Below are 19,155 nucleotides of genomic sequence, written 5' to 3' on the forward strand. Positions count from 1 at the left end.
GGCGCGCGAAAAATTTTCACAATGCGTATAAGCTGTTGCACGATAAAGCTGCGGCCCAACAAGTCAACCGGCTCATCTCCGATGAAGTCGGGCAGGAGGTCTCGTTTATAACCGCCAGCGTCAAAAAGCTCGATTCACTGCAAAGAGGGCTTCTGGCACTTTCACGATTGGGTAGAGTCGAACTGGATAAGGACCTGATCGACATGGACGAACTTGTCAAAAAAATATTCACCCTGCAGGAAGAACAGGTCCTGGCCGCAAAAGCAGAGATTGATATCGATCATTTGCCCAACTGCTGCGGCGACCAGCAGCTTATCAGCGAAGTCTTCTCAGCCCTGCTGGACAACGCTCTCAAGTATCTCGATCCGCAGCGAAAAGGGCTAATACGCATCTCCGGACATGCGAGGGACGGCATGTGCAGATACTCCGTCAGGGATAACGGCATTGGAATATCGCCGGAGCATCAGAAAAAAATATTTGAAGTTTTTCACCGCCTCACTCCAAATGGCGACACGATGGGCAGAGGCCTGGGTTTGACCCTTGCTCGCCGAATAGTACTGAGACACAAAGGTCATATCTGGGTGCAATCACAAGAAGGACAAGGCAGCACTTTCTGGGTCGAATTACCCGCAGCAGACACACAAAATAAAACCGCCCACTAACACCCTTACTTGCGAAAGATCAGCGGCGCACACAAAACCACCTCACGGATTGCTGCAAATCTGCCAATAAATCAGCCCGATGGTCAAGTCTTCTTTATCAACGCCTCATATCACGGGTCACACTGAACGGATACGCAAACTCAAAAGCTTCGGACACATCCAGATTACTCGCTGAGCCGTCAGCAAAAACCGTGTTCGCCCTGCCCGTCGCCGGATCCCCGTTTTTCATACTGTGATACCCCGAAGCGGCATCACAATAGTCCTCCCGCCCAAGCGGATACCACCGCGCAAGCATGACATTGTCATTTATCCCGTACCTCGAAACCCCATCGATCGGCTCCAAAGTTTCCTCTGTGAAAAGAATAGTCGAACCGGGCCTTTTCAATGCCGAAAGCCTCACCACCCCGCAAGTAGGATTGTCCTTCACACTGCCCGGCGTCGGATCGTTCCGCCACCACACCGAACGCGTACCAAGATACCCGTTCATCGCATAACTGTAACGAACATCTATCGGGACCGAAGCATCATGACCCGCATGACCCGAACCTTCACTTTTCGCGAACCGTTCGAAAGACGGACACACATGCACCTTCTCCGCCTTCAGGTACGGCCAAAGCAATCCGTCCGGCTCGATCTCCGCGTCATGCCATCGGCACGCATTGCTCCCCCGCAGAGCAAAATATTCCTCCACGGCCTTCTCAGAATAAAGCCAGTTGTCAGGCCTGGGAAGCTCACCCCCGTTCCCCGCTGCATATGCGTTAACGGCAATACCATACTGCTTGAGATTAGAGCTGCAAACCGTCTGATAGGCCTTGTCCTTCACCTCTGCCAGCGCCGGCAGCATGATCGCAAGGATCAGCCCCATGATGGATATCACCACCAAAAGCTCTATCAGCGTAAATGCCCTAACGCTCCTTGCCATTTTCCGCAACTCTCCAAAAATTCTCTTACGACACAATTATAGCCCTTAAACCTCTTTATGTCAATAGTGGCTTATACCGTAAAAATCTAAAATCCCGCAACACATACCGAACACCCTCAGTCTTTTTCTTCGATCGTCGCCCGCTCCTTCTGAGCATCCACAAATTTCTCCAGCGCCTTCTGCTTCGCCTGCTCCGTCAGCTCCTTGACGATAACTTCCCGCACATCATCCAGTGGACAAGGCGTCGACTCCTTATGATCCGTCACCTTCGCGATATGATACCCGAATTCCGTCTCAAATATCTCGCTCGTCTCGCCCACCTTCATATTGAAAACGACATCCTCGAACGACTGCACCATCTGCCCCCGCGGAAAATACCCCAGGTCCCCGCCGTTCTCCGGACATGCCGAATGCTGCTGCGCCAGCGTATCAAATGCCTCACCCTTCTTCAGCTTTGAAAGTGTCTCCTCCATCTCCTTATACTGCGTCTCCCGGTCCACATCCGGACTCGGATGCAGCACGATATGCGACGCCCGGATCATCTCCGGAATAGTAAACCGCTCCAAGTTCTTCTGATAATACTTCTCGATCTGCTTTTTCGTAGGCTCACCCACATCCGCGGTGATCTTCTCGATCAGCTTCTCCGTCTTCATCCGGTCCGCGATATCCTGCCTCACCTTATCCTCACTGCCCGGTGCCAACCCCGCCTGGCTCAGCAGCTCAGCCTTACCCCCCGCCTGCTCGACGAGGTTCTCGAACGCCTTCTCAACCGTCTCATCATCCACATCCGTCACCTTCGCACGAGCCGCCTGCCGCAGCAGAACCCGCTCGATCACGTTCTCCTTCGACCAAGCATAAAGCTGCTCGTACTGCTCCTCCGGCGACTGATCACCGAACACACGCTGATAATCAGGCTTCAGCCGTTCGACCTCCGCCTGTATCTCTTTTTCCTCTACCCGTTCACCATTCACATATAACGCCATCAAAATCTCCTGATTCAAAAAACAGATGAAGGCCAATTAAACCATATTTACCCCCGCCTTGCAACCCCACTCTTCCATCTCGCGCGCCCCAATCCCACAACTGGCCGCCTATTGCTCAAACCGCGTCCCGTCACTCCAGCTCATCGCCCACACCCCAAACCATCCCCTCACATATACCGATCCTCCGAAAGCTCCACCCGGCACTTCGGCACAGCCTCCAGAAACAACCGCCCATACTGCTTACTCACGATCCGACTGTCCAGCACCACCACGATCCCCCGATCACTCTGCGATCGTATCAACCGCCCGAACCCCTGCTTGAATTTTATGATCGCCGTCGGAAGCTGAAACTCGAAAAACGGATTCCGCCCCTCAGCCCGCATCTTCTCGATCCGTCCCTGCACCAGCGGATGATTCGGCACCGCAAACGGCAGCCGCACAATTATCACATTACTCAGCGCCTCCCCCGGCACATCAACACCCTGCCAGAAACTGTCCGTCCCGAACAGCACACACCGATGCCCGTTCTTGAACCGCTCCAATATCGTCGCCCGATCCTCACCGCCCCCCTGGCACAGCAGCTCCATCCCGTGCTCAGCAACAAACTCCTCCATCCGCCCCGCCATATCCTTCAGCATCGAATAGCTCGTAAACAGCACAAACGCCTGCCCCTCGCTCTGCAATACATATTTCTTGATCGCCTCAACCGCCCGCGTAGTAAACTCCCCATGGTTCGGCTCCGGCAAGTCCGGCTCGATATAAAGCGTCACCTGATTCTCATAATCGAACGGCGAACCCAGCTTCAACGCCTTAAACTCCTCCAGCCCGATACGCTTCGCAAAAAAGTCGAACCCGCTCCGATCCTCCGCACCCGCACAGCTAAGCGTCGCACTCGTCGTCACCACCGACTGGAACGGCTCGAACAGACACCGCTTCACGTGCGGCCCAACGTCCAGCGGCGCCGACCGCAGCGCAGTCCGCTTCCGCCTCCCCTTACTCGCCTCCACCCAGTAAACGTTCCCCTCCAGATCCTGCGTCAGAAAATTCTTCAGCGACACCTCCAGCGCCTTGCACCGGTCGATATACCGCGTAAGCTCAAAACTGTCATCCTCATCATCCGCATCCTTCGACAGCTTCGCAAGCTCCAGCCGCAGCTCCCGCAAAGGCCCCGTAATATTGTCATCCACAAACTCCTTCTGACACCGCCCGTTCGTCTCCCGATACGCATGCTCATACCACGCCTCCACCTGCTTGAAAAACACCTCCCCAGCCTTCTCACACTCCGCAACCCGCTCCCGTGCCTTCGCCGCCTCAGAAAAAGCAAGCACCCCCTTCCGGTTCCGCTTGTTAAACAGATTCCGCAGCAGATACGTCAGCGTAAAATTGCTGATGTTTATCCCGAAATGATCCTCCGCCACATGCTCGATGTTGTGCGCCTCATCGATCACCACCAGCTCATAGTCCGGCAGTATCCCAACCCCCTGCTCCTTCAGCACCAGGTCACTGAACAGCAGCGCATGGTTCGCCACGATAATATCCGCCGTATTCAGCCGCCTCCGCGCCCGCCAGTAAAAACAGTCCCGATAATGCGCACATTTCCGCCCCCGGCAGTTCCCATGCTCGCTCTGCACCGCATCCCACGCCTTCGCAGAAGGCACTATCGGACAGTCACTCAGCGACCCGTCCTCCGTCTCCTGCGCCCACGCATTGAGCTGCTGCAATTCGATCCCTAAATCGCTGAACAGCTCACGCTGCTTCTTCTGCGCATACGCCAGCCGACGCAAACAAACATAATTCTGCCTCCCCTTCGCAAGACACGCCGAAAACTCCACCGGCACCACATCCGCCAGAAAAGGTATATCCTTGTTGATCAACTGCTCCTGCAGATTGATAGTGTACGTGCTGATCAGCACCTTGCTGTTCTTCTTCTGCACCTGCTCCAGCGCCGCCGCCAGGTATGCAAAACTCTTGCCGACCCCCGTCCCAGCTTCCACCGCAAGATGCTCACCGTCCCCGAACGCATCCCGCACCGACATACCCATGCGCAACTGCTCGGGACGGTTCTCAAACGCATGATGCGCCTGAGCTATAAAACCGTCTGCCCCGAGTATACTCTTGACGTCTATACCGCGATCTTCCTGAAACGATATCAACTGCCGGACCCGCCGCTGCTCTTAACCGCCTTCTCGATCGCGCCTTCGATCAACTGCACAGCCTCGCTGCCCTCGACCGTCTCGCCTGCCTGCTCGAGTATCGCTCTCGCCTGATCGTAATCGCCCATCTGGTAATGAACATAACTCAGCAGCAGCGCAAGTTCCGGCGCGTTGTTCCTATCGTACCAGCTCTGCAGGTCCTTGACCCGCTCGCTCAGCTTCGCCTTGCCGCCCATCAGCTCTTCCAGATCGACGTCTTCCTCGACATACCCCGGTTCCATCTTCAGCGTACGCTGCAGCAGATACGAGCTTGTAACGTAACTGCCCGACGCGAACAGCGCCAGCGACTTGCCGGCATAAACATCGGGCTCCTTGCTCTTGTAGATCGCAGCAAGATCGAACGCATCCGCGGCCTTGTAGAACTTACCCTCTTCAAGCAGTCCATTCGCCCGGCTCATATGCTTGTCGTAACGCTCCTCTGCAAACGCCTCGAAGCTGCCGTATTCTTCCAGTATCTCACGAGCACGCGCCTTCTGTGACGGCGTAAGCTCCGGCTCCTCGACCGGCTCTTCACCTTCCTCAGGCTCAGCCTCTTCCATTTTTTCTTCCGGCAGCACCTCCATGCCGTCGCCTTCTTCCTCATCGAGAACCTCGGGCTCTACAGCCTCGCGGCGCTCACGGATCACACGACCCTCCTTCTGCATCTCCACCATCTCTTCAGGAGTCAATGGCTCCAGCGGCTCATCAGGCTCGATGGGTTCCAGCGACTCATCAAACTTACGCTCCAGCCTTTCAAGCTCACCCCGCCTCAGATCCTGTTCATCTTCGTCCATATCCTCGATGCGCTGCGGCTTGAGATCATCGCGTTCCACAAGTGATGTAATGTCCGTCGGCGAAAGCTCCCGCTCCTGATACTCGTCAACCTGAAGAACCGACAACTGCAGATCGAGCTCCCGCTCCAGATCGTCCGTCGAACCGGTAAAATAATCCCTCGTACCCGTAAACGTCAGACTCTCCAGATCCTGCGGACGAGCAACCTGGTATACGTTCATGACGCTCGGATCCAGCAACGTCGGACTCTGCAACCCCGACTGACCGCTCCTCTGAAGAGTCGTAACGGTCTGTGAAGGAAGGTAATAAGGAGTATATGTCCCTGGATTCCGGTCATAAATAGGATCCGCTGACCGGCGTATAAAATCATTCAGATCATCCGATCCAAGCGAACCGCGGAACTCGTACTGCGACTGATAAGGCACGTTCCCCCGGAAGTTCCGGTTGCCCGCAACGTTACCGGTTATAAGCAGATTTCGGTTCTGATAATCGATCTCGCTTGTAGACCTCCGCAAACCCCTCTGCCCCGCCGTCACCGGCTGAGTCGGATTCAGCAAATGGGACCGGTTGGACCCCCTTTGCGGTTGCGCGAAAGTCACAAAGCTTATCAAAACCACAAGTGCTGCTGCCAGGATCTTATATCGTAAAGTCATTTTTTCACCTCGTCTTTTTCGACGTCATCTTTGGGTGATACACGAGCTAATTCATGTTTATATCGGTATTTTGGCTTCTCTGCCCAACTAAGTTTTTCAGCCAATGTGTCCCATTGTGTGCGCATCGGGTTGTTCACCACCAGAAACGATCCGTGGTGCCTAAACACTTTTACTACGTCGTTTTTCTTCAATTTGTGCGATATCTGCCCGTCCAGCGTTATCGTCGTATTGTCGTTAACCCGCCCCGACTCCACCTCTATGATGCTCTTATCACTGATTACGATAGGCCGAAAGCTCAGAGAATGCGGACAAACCGGCGTCACCACAAATGCCGACAGATTCGCCGACAGTATCGGCCCGCCTGCGGAAAGGTTATACGCCGTCGACCCGGTTGGCGTGGAAATGATCAGGCCGTCCCCCACACAGCTTGCCAGCGACTGACCCTGCACCGTCATCTTCAGATCTATCATGTGAAACGGCGCACCCGCCGAGATCGCTACATCGTTAACCGCTGTCGACTCGAATATCGGTTCCTTCCCCCGTGAAATGCTGCAGTGAAGTATCATCCGTTTTTCGATCTTCGTCTGCCCGGCCAGAATATCCTCAAACAGCTCCTCCAGCTCGTCAACACTGAACTCAGCCAGAAAACCCAGCTTGCCGACATTCACTCCGATGACCGGCACGTCCGCCTCGCAAAGATCCCGCGCCGCAGAAAGGATCGTCCCGTCACCGCCGAAAACAACCGCAAAATCCGCTTTACGCAAAAAATCGACCGCACAGTCACCCATAAAACAGTTCGCAAGGATGTCCACACGGTCATCGACAAATCTGATGAAACGCTCACTCGCTTCGGTGGCGTATTTTCTCTCAGGATCTCCGAAAATTATGATCTTTGCCTTTGGCATAGGCCCTATCGCCCGATCTTAAGATTTAGGGGAGTTCTAATAATTGCTTTTGAGCGACAAGTAGAAGGTTTTTGCATTCCGGCAAGGAAGACAGATCAGCTTTAGTTGTAGCTAAATCGGTTTTTGTCTGACACCGCCCGGAATCAAAAAGATTCGCTTGGTCGCCAAAATAAATTGTTAGAGGTTCCCTTTAGCGTTTATTCTCCTGACTGTCTCGGCTATCCGCTCAGCGGTCACTCCCATTTCGTCAAGCTGCACTTTCCTGGCTCCAGCCCTTATGAACTCGTCGGGCCCTGCAAGATTCACGATCCTGCCCAGATTCTCAAAACCATCCGTAGCGAATCTCTGGGATACCCGCTCCATCAAAGCCGAGCCGAAACCGCAAGCGGCTCCGTGGTCCTCTACCGTTATTATACACTTACCCTCGCCGATTTTCGAGACTAAACTCTCATCCACCGGCTTGGCGAATCTCGCATTTACGACCGTGACATCGATCCCTTCTTCCGCCAGTTGTTCAGCCGCTTTGAGCGATTCAACCACCATCGGCCCCACAGCCGCAATAATTATATCCGAGCTCCCCTCGCGCACGGTCACGCTCTTGCCCATCTCAAACGGTGCATCGCACCCTGCCAGCTCAACCTGCTCATCGGTCACCCCGTCCCTTGGATACCTCAACGCAACAGGCTTGCCGCAATCCAGCGCAAACTCAAGCGCAGCACGCATTTCCGCGCCGTTAGCGGGCGCAGCCACCACAAAGTTAGGCAGCATCCTCGCATACCCGATGTCACACAACCCGTGATGCGTGGGCCCGTCATTGCCCACCACGCCGCTTCTGTCGATACAGAACACGCCCGGCAGGTCCTGCAGCGAAAATTCCTGGAACATATGGTCGAATCCGCGCTGCAAGAACGTCGAATATATCGCCATCACCGGCTTCATACCCTGCTTCGCAAGCCCCCCGCCAATATCCACAGCCGCACTTTCCGCGATCCCCACGTCATAATAGCGATCCGGGTTCTTCTTGCGGAAATTGTTAAGCCCCGTACCGTCCGGCATCGCAGCCGTTATAGCCACAACCTTATCGTCCTTGTCCGCCAGATCGACAATTGCATCCCCGAACGCATCAGTGAACGTATACTTGCCCCGCGTCGCAGGCTCTATCGAACCGTTCATCTCGAACGGACCCGTCGAATGGAACCGCGTCGGATCATCGTCCGCAGGCGAATACCCCTTGCCCTTCTTCGTGTAGACATGCAGTATCGCCGGACTGTTAAGATCCTTCAGCGCCCGGAAAACCTTTATCAGTGAACTGATATCGTGACCGTCCACCGGCCCGAAATACGGTATGTTCATACTCTCGAACAAACGGTTAGGTGTCACCGCCAGACGCACCGTCTTGGTCAGATTGTGTATCGCCCCCTCCATTTTCTGCCCTATCAACGGCAGATGCTCCAGCATATTGTCTGTCGTCTTGCGTATATCCTCATAGGTATGCGTCAGCCGCACTTTTGAAAGAAACCGCGCGATCCCGCCCTGGGTCACGTCTATCGCCATCGAATTGTCGTTCAAAACCACCAGCAGTTGACGCTTGACAAGATTGAGATTGTTAAGCCCCTCAAACGAGGTGCCGTTTACCATACTGGCGTCACCCACGAAAGCAACTATCTTCTCATCGGACTTCTTATGCTTCGCCCCCAGCGCCATCCCCACCGCCGTCGGAACCGCCGTCCCCGCGTGCCCGACCGAAAATGGGTCATATTCACTCTCCGCAGGACTCGGAAATCCGCTCAAACCGTCCCGCTGGCGCAAATGTTCGAACTGCTCCTTACGCCCCGTCAGAATCTTGTGCGCATAACACTGATGCCCCACGTCCCACAGAAGCTTATCCTTCGCGAAATTAAACACGTAGTGCATCGCGATGGACACTTCGACCGCACCGAGATTGCTCGCCAGGTGACCGCCGTTCTTGGAAACCGAGTGCGTAATATGGTGCCTTATCTCCTCCGCCAACTGCTTCAGCGCCGCCGGAGACAACTGCTGCAGGTCCTGGGGACCATTGATTTTATCTAATATCTCGGACATAAACTCAAACTATTTAGACACTTACATTTTTTTAGTTCATCCAGCCCTTGCTGCTGCAGGATCAAAACCCTGCATAAGGGGAGCTCTAATAATTGCTTTTGAGCGGCAAGTAGAAAATTTTTGCGTTCCGGCAAGGAAGACAAATCAGCTTTAGTTGCCGCTAAAGCGGTTTTTGTCTGACGCCGCTCGGAATCAAAAAGATTCGCTTGACCGCCAAAATGAATTGTTAGAGGTGCCCATAAGGCTTATCTACCGCTATCTCTCTGCTGGGCACCGCTCCGCGTCCGGTAATAACCAGCTTATCGGAACTGACATGCACGATCGCATACGAATTCTGCGACTCGCCGTCCACCATCGCAGGCATCGTCATATAATGCACACCATTATTCTCGCCGTAACTGCCCGCATGGTTGTGCCCGCATATATACGCCGCAACGTTCCCCGGCGCTTCTAATACATCGACTATCTGCCTTGAATTCCACAGATTATGCTTATCCCCGGCAGGATAAACCGGGATATGACCGAATACAACTACTTTTTCGCCTTCCCGCTTAGCTCTGCCCAATACTTCCCGCAGCCACGCAACCTGCTCGGCCCCTATCCCGCCGTTCCATTCCCGGGCAAATTCTTCACCCGCATCAGCGGTTTCTTCCAGCATTATCATGCCTTTTCTGTAATTCTCGCTGCTCTTATCCCAGCCGCCCTGCACCGCAAGATCCATCGTATCCAGAAATACGAACCGCCACCCGGCGTAGCTGAAAGTATAGTACGGATCCTGCATACCGGTATAGGCCATAAATTCCGACCGGCTCAAGCCTTCAAAGTCATGATTCCCCGTCACATGATAAACCGGCGCTTTCATCTGCGCGAGAACCGCGTTCACGTTCTGCAGATCTTTCAGGGAATTATCACTGCCGTCGATGAGGTCGCCCACTTGAACAACGAACGCCGGTTCAACCTTGTTCAGCTCTTCTGCGCATTGCAGCAGTTTTGCCATCGACTGCCGGTAATACCGCGAGCCCTCTGCCTCCTTATCCGCATACTGAACATCCGCAATAACAGCAAAGTCAAATTCCTGCATACCAGCCTTTCCCGTTGGTCCGCATCCGCAATCCTGAACATGGTTCCTGTGGCAGCCTGAAGAAAAACAGACCGCCAAAGTCGCCAGAATTATTGCCATACTTTCGTTTAGTTTTGCCCTGCTTTTTCCCACTTTTGCCCTACTTTCGTTTAGTTTTACCGGGTTCTGTCCAGCAGAACTCGGGGCAATTTTCGCAGTATTTGTGCCCTGTCGCCGAAATTTTCGAGCCGTTTTATCGCGTCCGCAGCCAGGTTTTCAGCCGTTTCACGCGACCTTTCAACCCCTATCAGCGACGGATATGTCACTTTTCCCTGCTCCTGATCCTTGCCCGCGGTCTTGCCCAGCTCCTCGCTCGTCGCTGAAATATCCAGCAGATCGTCCGCCACCTGAAACCCTAAACCTATGTCCAGACCGTACTTATATAAACTGTCCACCTGCTCGTCCGTCCCCCCGCCGGCTATCGCACCCATCGCAGCAGACGCACCAAACATCTTGGCGGTTTTGTTGAGGTGGATATATTCCAATGTTTCCCTGTCACCCTTCTCCGATGTACTCAGCAGATCCTGCATCTGCCCCCCAACCATACCCGCAGGCCCCGCCGCAGCCGCCAGTGTGCGTATCAATTTCACTGAAATATCCGCGTTTTTGACATCATTAGCAAGGATATCGAACGCAAATGTCAAAAGCGCATCACCCGTAAGTACTGCCGTAGCCTCATCATACATCCTATGACACGTCGGCTGCCCCCGCCTCATGTCGTCATCGTCCATCGCCGGCAGATCGTCATGCACCAGCGAATATGTGTGCACCGTTTCCATCGCCGCCGCCGCTATCTTCGCCGCGTCCGTCACCTCGCCCGCTATCAGTTCCGAGCACCAGAAGATCACCGCTGCGCGGATGCGTTTGCCCGGTGCGCTCAGCGTGTAACTCATTGCCTCAGCTAACTTTGGGTGAATATCGGTCCTGCTTGCAAGTACCTCGTTGAGCACCTGGTTTGCAAGCTCTGCTTTACGTTTTAGTTCTTCTGAAAAACCTGTATCCGCTGCTTCTTGTGACATTTCCCTTTTCCGCAATAATACTACAGCTTGTTGTTTCACACTCGAATGTGTTATTATACCCGCTTATCGCATGAATCGCATTAATAAAAGGGCATGTGAAAAACTTGTTTTTGGGCTGAAAATCGAATTTGTCTGTTTTGGGTTCTTCAGCTTTGGTTTTTCTAAGTGCCTTAAAAGAAACTACTTGGGTATCCATTATGATCCTGATATTGGGTGTTACCGCTTCCGGCAAGGGTAAACTGGCGTTCGAACTTGCTAAACAGCTCGACGGCGAAATTATCAGCGTCGATTCCATGAAGGTCTATCGCCGTATGGATATCGGCACCGCCAAACCGCCTGCCGAACGCCGTGCGCAGATACCGCATCACCTGGTGGATGTGGTCGAGCCCAGCGAATCTTTCAGCGTGGATAGATACCTTGAGCTTGCTGAGCAGGCTGAAAAGGACATTCTCAGCCGCGGTAAGACGCCCATCGCCGTCGGCGGAACCGCCATGTATATCAAAACCATGCTTTACGGCCTGTTCGAGGGGCCCGGTACCGATGAGGCTATACGCGACAAGCTCCGCGCCGAAATGGAGGAAATCGGAAAGGGTAAAATGCACGCCCGGCTGGGCGAGGTCGATTCCGAGGCGGCTGAGAGAATACATCCCAACGATAAAAAACGCATTATTCGTGCGCTGGAGGTGTATGAGCTGACCGGCAAGCCGATAAGTTCGTTCCAGACGCAGTTCGAATCCGGGAGCATTCGGCCGGACTGTACGGTGATCGGGCTGCGCCGCGAGAAGGATATAGAGAGCAGACGCATCAATGCGCGGGTCAAGCGAATGATCGATGAGGGGCTGGTCGATGAGGTTCGCGGATTGCTTGGTGAGGATGAGCCGTTGAGCAAACAGGCAGCGGTTGCGATCGGGTATGCGGAGATGATCGAGCATCTGCAGGGGGAGATGTCGCTTGATGAGGCTGTCGAAAAGATAAAGATCAACACGCGGCGGTTCGCGAAGTCGCAGCGGACGTGGTTCAAGACTTTTCGTGAAGTGCAGTGGATCGATATTGCGGAAAACGAGGGCATCGACAGTGTTTTGCAGCGGGCGCTGGAGATCGTTCGGCGGTAGGTACTGCAAAAGATGAAAGGGCCAGCCGGGCGCGTCGGCTTTGAGATCGCCACGTCGCTTCGCTCCTCGCGATGACATTTTTCGTTAGAATGGGGCGCTGGTGTTGGGTGGGGACTCGCGTCTTAGGCGCCGCTCGCGTTTTGGACGTGCATGCCTTGGAAAATCTGCTGACCCAAGCCTACATCATGACCAGATGACCTTTACATAAACTGTGTTCGTTTCGTCATCAACCACAACTGTACCCCAGTTGTGGCCTGACTCATCCGGTTCTATTTCATAGCGTCTTCCTTTGACGCGCACCGTTGGCCGATACCACCGCGGCATCCGGTGGAAAAGATAATACAACTCGTGACCCTCATATATCAGTTGACTTCTTTCACGGTCATTATCGGGCTGAGGCAGGAGCATGTGTTCCGCATCGAAATGTTCCACCGTTTCTTTCAATCCCGGGGAAGCTGAAAGCCAAGAATCAACTTCGTCTGCTGGTGCATTGAACATTAAGTACTCCTCGCCAGTGAAAAGCCCATCCCATCCATCTGCACGCAGATTGCGAGCGTTGGCAGGAAGTTCCGCCAGCCGACCCGCATGAAGCATTTTCGAAACATCAGCGAGCTGCAGTTTGCCAAGCGGCTTGGGTGCTTTGACATTCGATATCCTTACAGGGATTGCCTGATATGCAATCGAGCAAAGAGAAAATCCCGACAGTGCTGAGCCGCCGACCGCAAAAACAACCATTAACCATTGTCGACGGTGTATCGCGATCCAAATGACGGCGGTGCACATCAGAAAACCCACAGCAATAATCATCAAAGAGATGTCAACCAATCCCAGTACGTATATGAATCCACCGACAAGTGCAAATATTATCCCGAAGACAACCAGCAAAACTTCGCCAATCGCGAAACGTGGCTGACCGCTTTGGGCGCTTTGGTTGGTTTTACCGGACTCGGAAATCATGCTAATTCTCCTTGTAATTCTCGTGGCTGAATTGAAGGGACGTAGATTTATGAAGGAAAAACTGTCAATGGCATTTAATGTTTATGCCCTAACTTCTCTCGCAAGTTTATTGACAACAATATCAAAGCATTAATGAACATGCAATGCCCTCTGAACCCTTTCACCACTGAAAGCCCTTTTTGACTTTATCCGGCTGACCAAACAACTCAATCGCTTCTTTGTGGTTAAGCGGAAAAACATATCGTTTTGTTTTGCCGGAGTTCCAAAGAACGGAGGGTTCCAGAAAACCGTCTTTCGTCCATAGCGCCCCGCAAGTAAGACCGAGTATCCGGCCGTCTTCTGAAACCTTGAAAGAAGCTCTTTCAGTGAACTTGAAGTTAGTAGTGTTTGGCGGCCAACCGTTTAATTCATTTGCGGGAATAGTTGTATCTGCATTTCTTTGCAAGTATTCTGCTGTGACCTCTTTTAGTGATATGAGTTCCCCATTCAATTTTTCAATGTAGATTTCAGGAATGTCCGCCATTGCATACAAGGGTTCAGCAGCGTTTCCTATTTGTAGCTTGTGGTATTTAACCTTCTCATCGACGATTCCGCCCAATAGTTCGATGCACCCTTTCTCATAAGTCTGTCTATTGTCTTTAGGCTCGCAACCACAAAGCTGTAGAATGCCAGCGATCATGACAAAGATGACTAACACAATGCCGCCAATCGTGAAATTTGCCTGACTGCGCCGGGCGCTTTGGTTGGTTTTACCGGATTCGGAACTCATGTAAAGTCTCCCAAAATTGAAGGGCTATAGATTGCTCAAAGAATAACTGTCGATGGTAATTAATGTTTACGCATGTAAGTTCATTTGTTTTCAAGCTGTTAATCGGCGATATATTTCAGTGTGTTTGTGAACGTTCTGAGGTTGTTGGCAGTGGGTGCAACGGGCGCAGAGTGGCGGAAATATGGAGTCGCTTCGCGACGGTTTTTTTATGCTGGGTCCGCCTTGGGCGGATGACAAGCTTTTGCATCGCGTATTTTTGTAAAGCCTTCTGTTTCAAATTACTTACCAACCTTCATAATCAAGATGGTGTGCCTCTCAGTAAAACGAACAACAATATGCCAATCACAACAATGCTCAAACTGATTCTTCTAATTAAAGTTTCTTTTTCAAGCTGCTTGTGCTGAATTACTGCTCGCACCAACTCTGCCAGCAGGTAAAATAAAATCAGCCAGTTTACGATTCGGGTATTTATGTCGACATAGAAAAGGTAAGTCAGCACAAAGACTAATATAATTGGTTCATAACGCTTCAGCCAATCCCCTTTCATATTGCACTCCTGTTTACTTCCATAGGGTTTCGAGTTCTTTTTGTACTTCTTGCATCAGGGGGGCGATGGTGGATTTTGTGAAGTCGAAGTTTATTTTTGCGGCGGTGAATAGGTCGGCCAGTGATCTCGATCCGCCCAGGGCGAGGGCGTGTCTGTAGTTTTGGAGGGCGTTGGCGGGGTCGGCTTTGGCCTGGAGCCAGATCTGGAGTGCGCCGAGTTGGGCGATGCCGTATTCGATGTAGTAGAATGGTGTCTGGAAGAAGTGGGGGACGCGGTGCCACTGGTAGGCTTTGGCTTCGTCGAGGCCGGTCCAGTCGATCTGGTCGGTGTCGAAGCGGTCGGTGGTTTCGAGCCACATCTGTTTTCGCTGGTCGCGAGTGTGTGCGGGGTTGAGGTAGATCTTCTGCTGGAAGAGGTCGTTTACCGCGACGCTTGCGAGGGTGGCGATGAGGCCTTCGAGGTGGTCGCGGCGTGAGCGGCGGGCCTGTTCTTCGTCGTAGAATACGTCGAGGTGCGGGGCGGCGAGCAGTTCCATTGACATGGAGGCGACTTCGCAGAATTCCAGCGGTGCGTGTCGGTAGGCGAGCAGCGGGTCGTGTCGGCAGGCGTAGGAGTGGAATGCGTGGCCGCCCTCGTGGAGGAGGACTCGGAGGTCGTCGTTGGTGCCGACGGCGTTGGTGAAGATGAACGGTTTGCGGATCTCGGGCAGTGCGCACTGGTAGCCGCCGGGGGCCTTGCCTTTTCGGCTGGCGAGGTCGAGCAGGCCCGAGTCGGCCATGTCCTGGAACTGGTCGGCGAAGTCTGGTTCGACCTTGCGGAACATTTTGCGGATGCCGTCGATGAATTGCTCGACGGTGTCGAATGGAGAGAGTGCGGGTTTGCCTTCGGCGTCGACGCGGGTGTCCCAGGGGCGGAGCTTTGGGAGGTCCATTTTCTGTGCGCGGTGTTCATAGATCTTTTGCAAGAGCGGGACGACGCATGTTTCTACGGCGGCGTGGAAGTCGCGGCAGTCGTCTGGGGTGTAGTCGAAGCGGTGCCAGGATTTGAAGCGGTATTCCATGAAGTTATCGCAGTCTGCGTTGGCGGCGATCTTCTGGCGGAGGGTGACCATTTCATCGAATATCTCTTCGATCTTGTCGCAGTCGGAGAGGCGGCGGTCGGCGATGGAGCGCCAGGCGGATTCGCGGGTAGAGCGGTCGGTGTCGAGCAGGTATTTGGTCATCTGGGGGAGGGTCTTTTCTTCGCCGGCGAATTCGACGGTCATGCCGCCTGAGATGGTCTGATACTGCTGGACGAGGATGCTGTCGCGGGTCTGTAGGGGGATGTTGTCTTCGCGGAACAGTTCGACGTCGGTGCGGAGGCAGCGGTCGTAGACGGCGTAGCGTTCGGTGTCGTGTTCGACGTATTTGATGGCTTCGAGGTATTTGCGGTCGAGCTTTTGTTCGTAAGGTTTTATCGCGGGTGCGATGTTCTCGACGAAGTGCTTGAATGCGTCGGCGCGGGCGGGGTCGTCGGTCTGGCAGGTCATGCGGATGTAGAGGAGCGAGCCGTGCTGGTCCATGGCGGCTTCGAGCTCGGAGCGGTCGTGCAGGAAGTTTTCGACCTGTTCGGCGGTGTCGAGTTTGCGGTCGCAGAGCTGCTGATAGAGGGCCGTGACGACCTGGACATCGTTCAGGTCCGCGTCCTCGGGGACGAATGTGCGGTCCTCGTAGAGGGGGATGGAGCTGAGGTCGACGTTTGCTGCCTTTGAAGAATTGGGGTTGTTTGCCGGTGTCATGTTTATGCCTCCATAAATTTTTTCGAGATTCAATCGCAGCCGTTTTGCCGGAGCGGTACGGCGACTTTTGATGCGATTATACTTTAATGGAGGACAAATGCAATCTGATAAAAGCAGATATAATTGAATACACTGACGGGGGTAAGCTTTTTGGGCGCGTAGAAATGGCGGCTGTGACGCAATCGCACAACCGCCATGTAAGTTACTTAAGGCTTGATCGACATTGTGCCGGGGGCACTATTTGTTTTTGTCTTCCAGTGCCTTTTTCAGTTGAGAATTCTCGCGACGGGTCGCTTCGAGGTCAAAAATGAGGTATTTGACGCTGAGCCGGAGCGAGTCGAGTGAATCCTGCAAGCCGTCGATGCTTTTGTCGAGTTTTTTCTGGCAGTCATCGGTTCTCTTGATGAGCGTGAAAAGTTTTTTCTTTTGCGGTGTCGGGATAGAGCCTATTTCTTTTACCAGTTCGTTCAGCTTTTTTTCTATGCCTTCGTTCATGATCTCCCCTAGATCTTAAATAAACATTTACCGATGTTTTGCCGGCCGACAGCGTGAAATTCGCATTCACAGCACTGAGAGGGGCGTTTTCAACCCCCCGCCGATCATCCATAAATGGATTATATCAAAAACACGAATGCGATTCAATGGCGGTCAAGTCGGGTGGAGCATTAAAGCCGATTATAGGCGGTATCGGCATCGTCACCAGTGTTTTTATCGGGCGAATGCTGAAATTTTTGCAGGGGATATGTATGCAGGCGATATAAGTGTTTAATCTACTTGAGCCTAAAAAAGGATTGGGTATAATGGGAAAATGTTAAGATGGAGCTGCCGATGGAAAAAATACAAAGAATAGGCATTTCGCTTGAAGGATCATTGCTCGATAAGTTTGACGAGCTCATTCACGAAAAGAACTATCCGAATCGTTCGGAGGCGGTGCGTGATCTGATCCGTGAGAAGCTGTCGGGGGAGAAGCTGCAGGATCCGGAGACCGAGGCTGTGGCGGCGGTTCACCTGGTTTACGACCATCATCAGACGCAGCTTACTGAGAAACTGATCCGGATCCAGCACAGCCACCTGCTAAAGACTATCAGCTCGATGCACGTGCATATCGGACATCACGAATGTCTGGAGGTGATACTGCTGCGGGGCAAGGTTCGTGAGATCACACGGCTGGGCGATCAGATCGTGAGTCTGAAGGGTGTGACCTACGGCAAGATCAACCTGATCGCGGCGGAGGAGTTTCTCAGCGAGGAGGAGCACTCGCACGGACATGATCATCGCGCATAAGAAGCATCGTCAGCTTCTCTCGTACTGCAGTGTGACGTGGCCTATGTGGAAGCGGTGGTGCAGGGCCTCGGATGCGTCGGTGAGCAGTTTGTCGTCGTTTTCGTGGCTGGGCTTTAGCAGGTGAGCGGTGAGGGCGGTTTCGGTGGTGCTCATTGCCCATATGTGGAGGTCGTGCACTTCTTCAACGCCCGGGAGGGATTCGAGATAGTTGCGGACCTCGTGTACATCGACGTGTTCGGGGACGGCGTCCATGGCGAGGTTGAAGCTGGCGCGGAACAGGCTCCAGGTGCCGATGAGGATGACGACGACGATGGCGAGACTGACAGCGGGGTCGATCCAGAGCAGGCCGGTGTAGCCGATGAGCATGCCGGCAAAGACGACGCCGAGCGAGACGCCCGCGTCTGCTGCCATGTGGAGGAAGGCGCCGCGGATGTTGAGGTCGTGCTTGCGGCCCTTCATGAACATCGCGGCGGTGAGGGCGTTTATGACGACGCCGATGAGTGCGACGGTGATGACGGTGTGGGCGTGCACTTCGACGGGGTTCATGAGGCGGCGGACGGCTTCGAGGGTCATTGCGCCGAGGGCGGTGAAGAGGATGACGGAATTTGTGAGGGCGCCGAGGATGCTGGCCTTGCGCCAGCCGTAGGTGCGGCGGTGTGTGGGTTTGAGGCGGGTTGCGTAGCTGGCGGCCCAGGCGATGAGGAGGCCGACGACGTCGCTGAAGTTGTGGCCTGCGTCGGCGAGCAGTGCCATGGAGTCGGAGAGCAGGCCGAAGATGACCTCGACGACGATGAAGATGACGTTGAGGGCGATGCCTACGGCGAAGGCGATGTCGTAGCTGCCGTGAGCGTGTGAGTGTCCGTGGCCGTGTCCGTGTGAATGTGAGTGCATATTTCGCTCCTGCTGAATTCCGTTCTACTGTTATTGTAGGGGAAGCTGCGGGAAAATCAATGGAGGATCGAGCGGGGCTGCGGAAGATGTGGTCGACGGTTTTCGCGGAGGAGGTTATCGCTTTCTGGTTTTTTTGCGTCTGGCGGCGGCGATGGCTTTTTGGGCCCATACGGCAAGAGTGTCGGCGGATTCGAGGACATCGACGGGGACCTCGTAATAGCTCATGGTCATGTCGGGGTCCTCGTAGGGGCGGAAGGCGTCGGTGCCGGCCGATTCATAGTCGGGGCGGTTGTGGTCGTCGACTTTGAAGTAGAGCACGTCTTCGTCGATGATGGCGAAGAAGTCGGGGCCGGAGTATATGCCGATGGCGCCGAACATTTTGCGGTAGGTTACGTCGTCCACGAAGCGGAGCTGGTCGAGTACGTATTCGAGGTATTCGTCACTGACGGTCATTGCAATCCCCCATTATAACGTCATGCAAGGTATAT

The 19,155-nt window shown here is 53.7% G+C and carries 18 protein-coding genes; 3 read left to right on the forward strand and 15 right to left on the reverse strand.

Annotation, left to right across the window (positions count from 1 at the left end; all coding sequences use genetic code 11):
* The first annotated feature begins 35 nt into the window (after positions 1-35).
* Positions 36-662 carry a sensor histidine kinase gene (locus STSP2_RS00690; protein WP_146658896.1) on the forward strand — a complete coding sequence of 209 codons (627 nt, stop codon included), beginning with the start codon at positions 36-38 and terminating at the stop codon, positions 660-662.
* Positions 663-759: 97 nt separating this feature from the next.
* On the opposite strand, the gene STSP2_RS00695 is transcribed toward STSP2_RS00690, so the two are convergent.
* From STSP2_RS00695 to STSP2_RS00730, 8 genes are all read right to left on the reverse strand, one after another.
* The gene (locus STSP2_RS00695; protein ID WP_146658898.1) at positions 760-1,584 is read right to left on the reverse strand and encodes a type II secretion system protein; all 825 of its coding nucleotides are present in this window, start codon (positions 1,582-1,584) and stop codon (positions 760-762) included.
* Positions 1,585-1,700: 116 nt separating this feature from the next.
* A complete protein-coding gene (locus STSP2_RS00700) occupies positions 1,701-2,567 on the reverse strand; it encodes a peptidylprolyl isomerase (protein WP_146658900.1) in 867 nt (288 codons plus the stop codon).
* Between the two features lie 167 nt (positions 2,568-2,734).
* Positions 2,735-4,720: an ATP-dependent DNA helicase gene (locus STSP2_RS00705; RefSeq protein ID WP_146658902.1), complete on the reverse strand. Its 1,986-nt coding sequence runs from the start codon at positions 4,718-4,720 to the stop codon at positions 2,735-2,737.
* Positions 4,717-6,204 (reverse strand): tetratricopeptide repeat protein, encoded by a 1,488-nt coding sequence (locus tag STSP2_RS00710; RefSeq protein ID WP_146658904.1) that lies wholly within the window; start codon positions 6,202-6,204, stop codon positions 4,717-4,719. Before STSP2_RS00710 ends, STSP2_RS00705 begins: the two co-directional genes overlap by 4 nt.
* Complete coding sequence (locus STSP2_RS00715) at positions 6,201-7,109, reverse strand: NAD(+)/NADH kinase (RefSeq protein WP_146658906.1); 909 nt, start codon at positions 7,107-7,109, stop codon at positions 6,201-6,203. The genes STSP2_RS00710 and STSP2_RS00715 overlap by 4 nt, the downstream gene beginning before the upstream one ends.
* 177 nt (positions 7,110-7,286) lie before the next feature.
* Complete coding sequence (gene dxs / locus STSP2_RS00720; protein WP_146658908.1) at positions 7,287-9,191, reverse strand: 1-deoxy-D-xylulose-5-phosphate synthase; 1,905 nt, start codon at positions 9,189-9,191, stop codon at positions 7,287-7,289.
* A gap of 226 nt (positions 9,192-9,417) precedes the next feature.
* Positions 9,418-10,272 carry a metallophosphoesterase gene (locus STSP2_RS00725; protein WP_169852879.1) on the reverse strand — a complete coding sequence of 285 codons (855 nt, stop codon included), beginning with the start codon at positions 10,270-10,272 and terminating at the stop codon, positions 9,418-9,420.
* Between the two features lie 155 nt (positions 10,273-10,427).
* Entirely contained in the window at positions 10,428-11,330 is a 903-nt protein-coding gene (locus STSP2_RS00730; RefSeq protein ID WP_146658912.1) for a polyprenyl synthetase family protein, read from the reverse strand.
* Positions 11,331-11,527: 197 nt separating this feature from the next.
* Here STSP2_RS00730 and miaA point away from each other — a divergent pair, with 197 nt between their 5' ends.
* Entirely contained in the window at positions 11,528-12,442 is a 915-nt protein-coding gene (miaA, locus tag STSP2_RS00735) for a tRNA (adenosine(37)-N6)-dimethylallyltransferase MiaA (protein ID WP_146658914.1), read from the forward strand.
* A gap of 183 nt (positions 12,443-12,625) precedes the next feature.
* Here the strand turns inward: miaA and STSP2_RS00740 are convergent, their stop codons facing one another.
* The 5 genes from STSP2_RS00740 to STSP2_RS00760 all read right to left on the reverse strand — a co-directional run bounded on the left by STSP2_RS00740 (position 12,626) and on the right by STSP2_RS00760 (position 16,987).
* Entirely contained in the window at positions 12,626-13,399 is a 774-nt protein-coding gene (locus STSP2_RS00740; protein WP_146658916.1) for a hypothetical protein, read from the reverse strand.
* Between the two features lie 160 nt (positions 13,400-13,559).
* Positions 13,560-14,168: a hypothetical protein gene (locus STSP2_RS00745; protein ID WP_146658918.1), complete on the reverse strand. Its 609-nt coding sequence runs from the start codon at positions 14,166-14,168 to the stop codon at positions 13,560-13,562.
* Positions 14,169-14,466: 298 nt separating this feature from the next.
* Positions 14,467-14,715: a hypothetical protein gene (locus STSP2_RS00750; RefSeq protein WP_146658920.1), complete on the reverse strand. Its 249-nt coding sequence runs from the start codon at positions 14,713-14,715 to the stop codon at positions 14,467-14,469.
* Between the two features lie 13 nt (positions 14,716-14,728).
* Complete coding sequence (locus tag STSP2_RS00755) at positions 14,729-16,492, reverse strand: M3 family oligoendopeptidase (protein ID WP_146658922.1); 1,764 nt, start codon at positions 16,490-16,492, stop codon at positions 14,729-14,731.
* A gap of 237 nt (positions 16,493-16,729) precedes the next feature.
* Positions 16,730-16,987, reverse strand: coding sequence for a hypothetical protein (locus STSP2_RS00760; RefSeq protein WP_146658924.1), 258 nt, complete (start codon positions 16,985-16,987; stop codon positions 16,730-16,732).
* A 333-nt stretch (positions 16,988-17,320) separates the two neighbouring features.
* Between STSP2_RS00760 and nikR the strand changes: the two genes are divergently transcribed.
* Positions 17,321-17,776: a nickel-responsive transcriptional regulator NikR gene (gene nikR, locus STSP2_RS00765; RefSeq protein ID WP_146658925.1), complete on the forward strand. Its 456-nt coding sequence runs from the start codon at positions 17,321-17,323 to the stop codon at positions 17,774-17,776.
* Positions 17,777-17,785: 9 nt separating this feature from the next.
* Here the strand turns inward: nikR and STSP2_RS00770 are convergent, their stop codons facing one another.
* Both STSP2_RS00770 and STSP2_RS00775 read right to left on the reverse strand, forming a co-directional pair.
* Positions 17,786-18,667: a cation diffusion facilitator family transporter gene (locus STSP2_RS00770; protein ID WP_146658927.1), complete on the reverse strand. Its 882-nt coding sequence runs from the start codon at positions 18,665-18,667 to the stop codon at positions 17,786-17,788.
* A gap of 114 nt (positions 18,668-18,781) precedes the next feature.
* Positions 18,782-19,120: a TfoX/Sxy family protein gene (locus tag STSP2_RS00775; protein WP_146658929.1), complete on the reverse strand. Its 339-nt coding sequence runs from the start codon at positions 19,118-19,120 to the stop codon at positions 18,782-18,784.
* Positions 19,121-19,155 lie beyond the last annotated feature (35 nt).

Origin of the sequence: Anaerohalosphaera lusitana, from assembly GCF_002007645.1 — a bacterium.
GTDB lineage: Bacteria > Planctomycetota > Phycisphaerae > Sedimentisphaerales > Anaerohalosphaeraceae > Anaerohalosphaera > Anaerohalosphaera lusitana.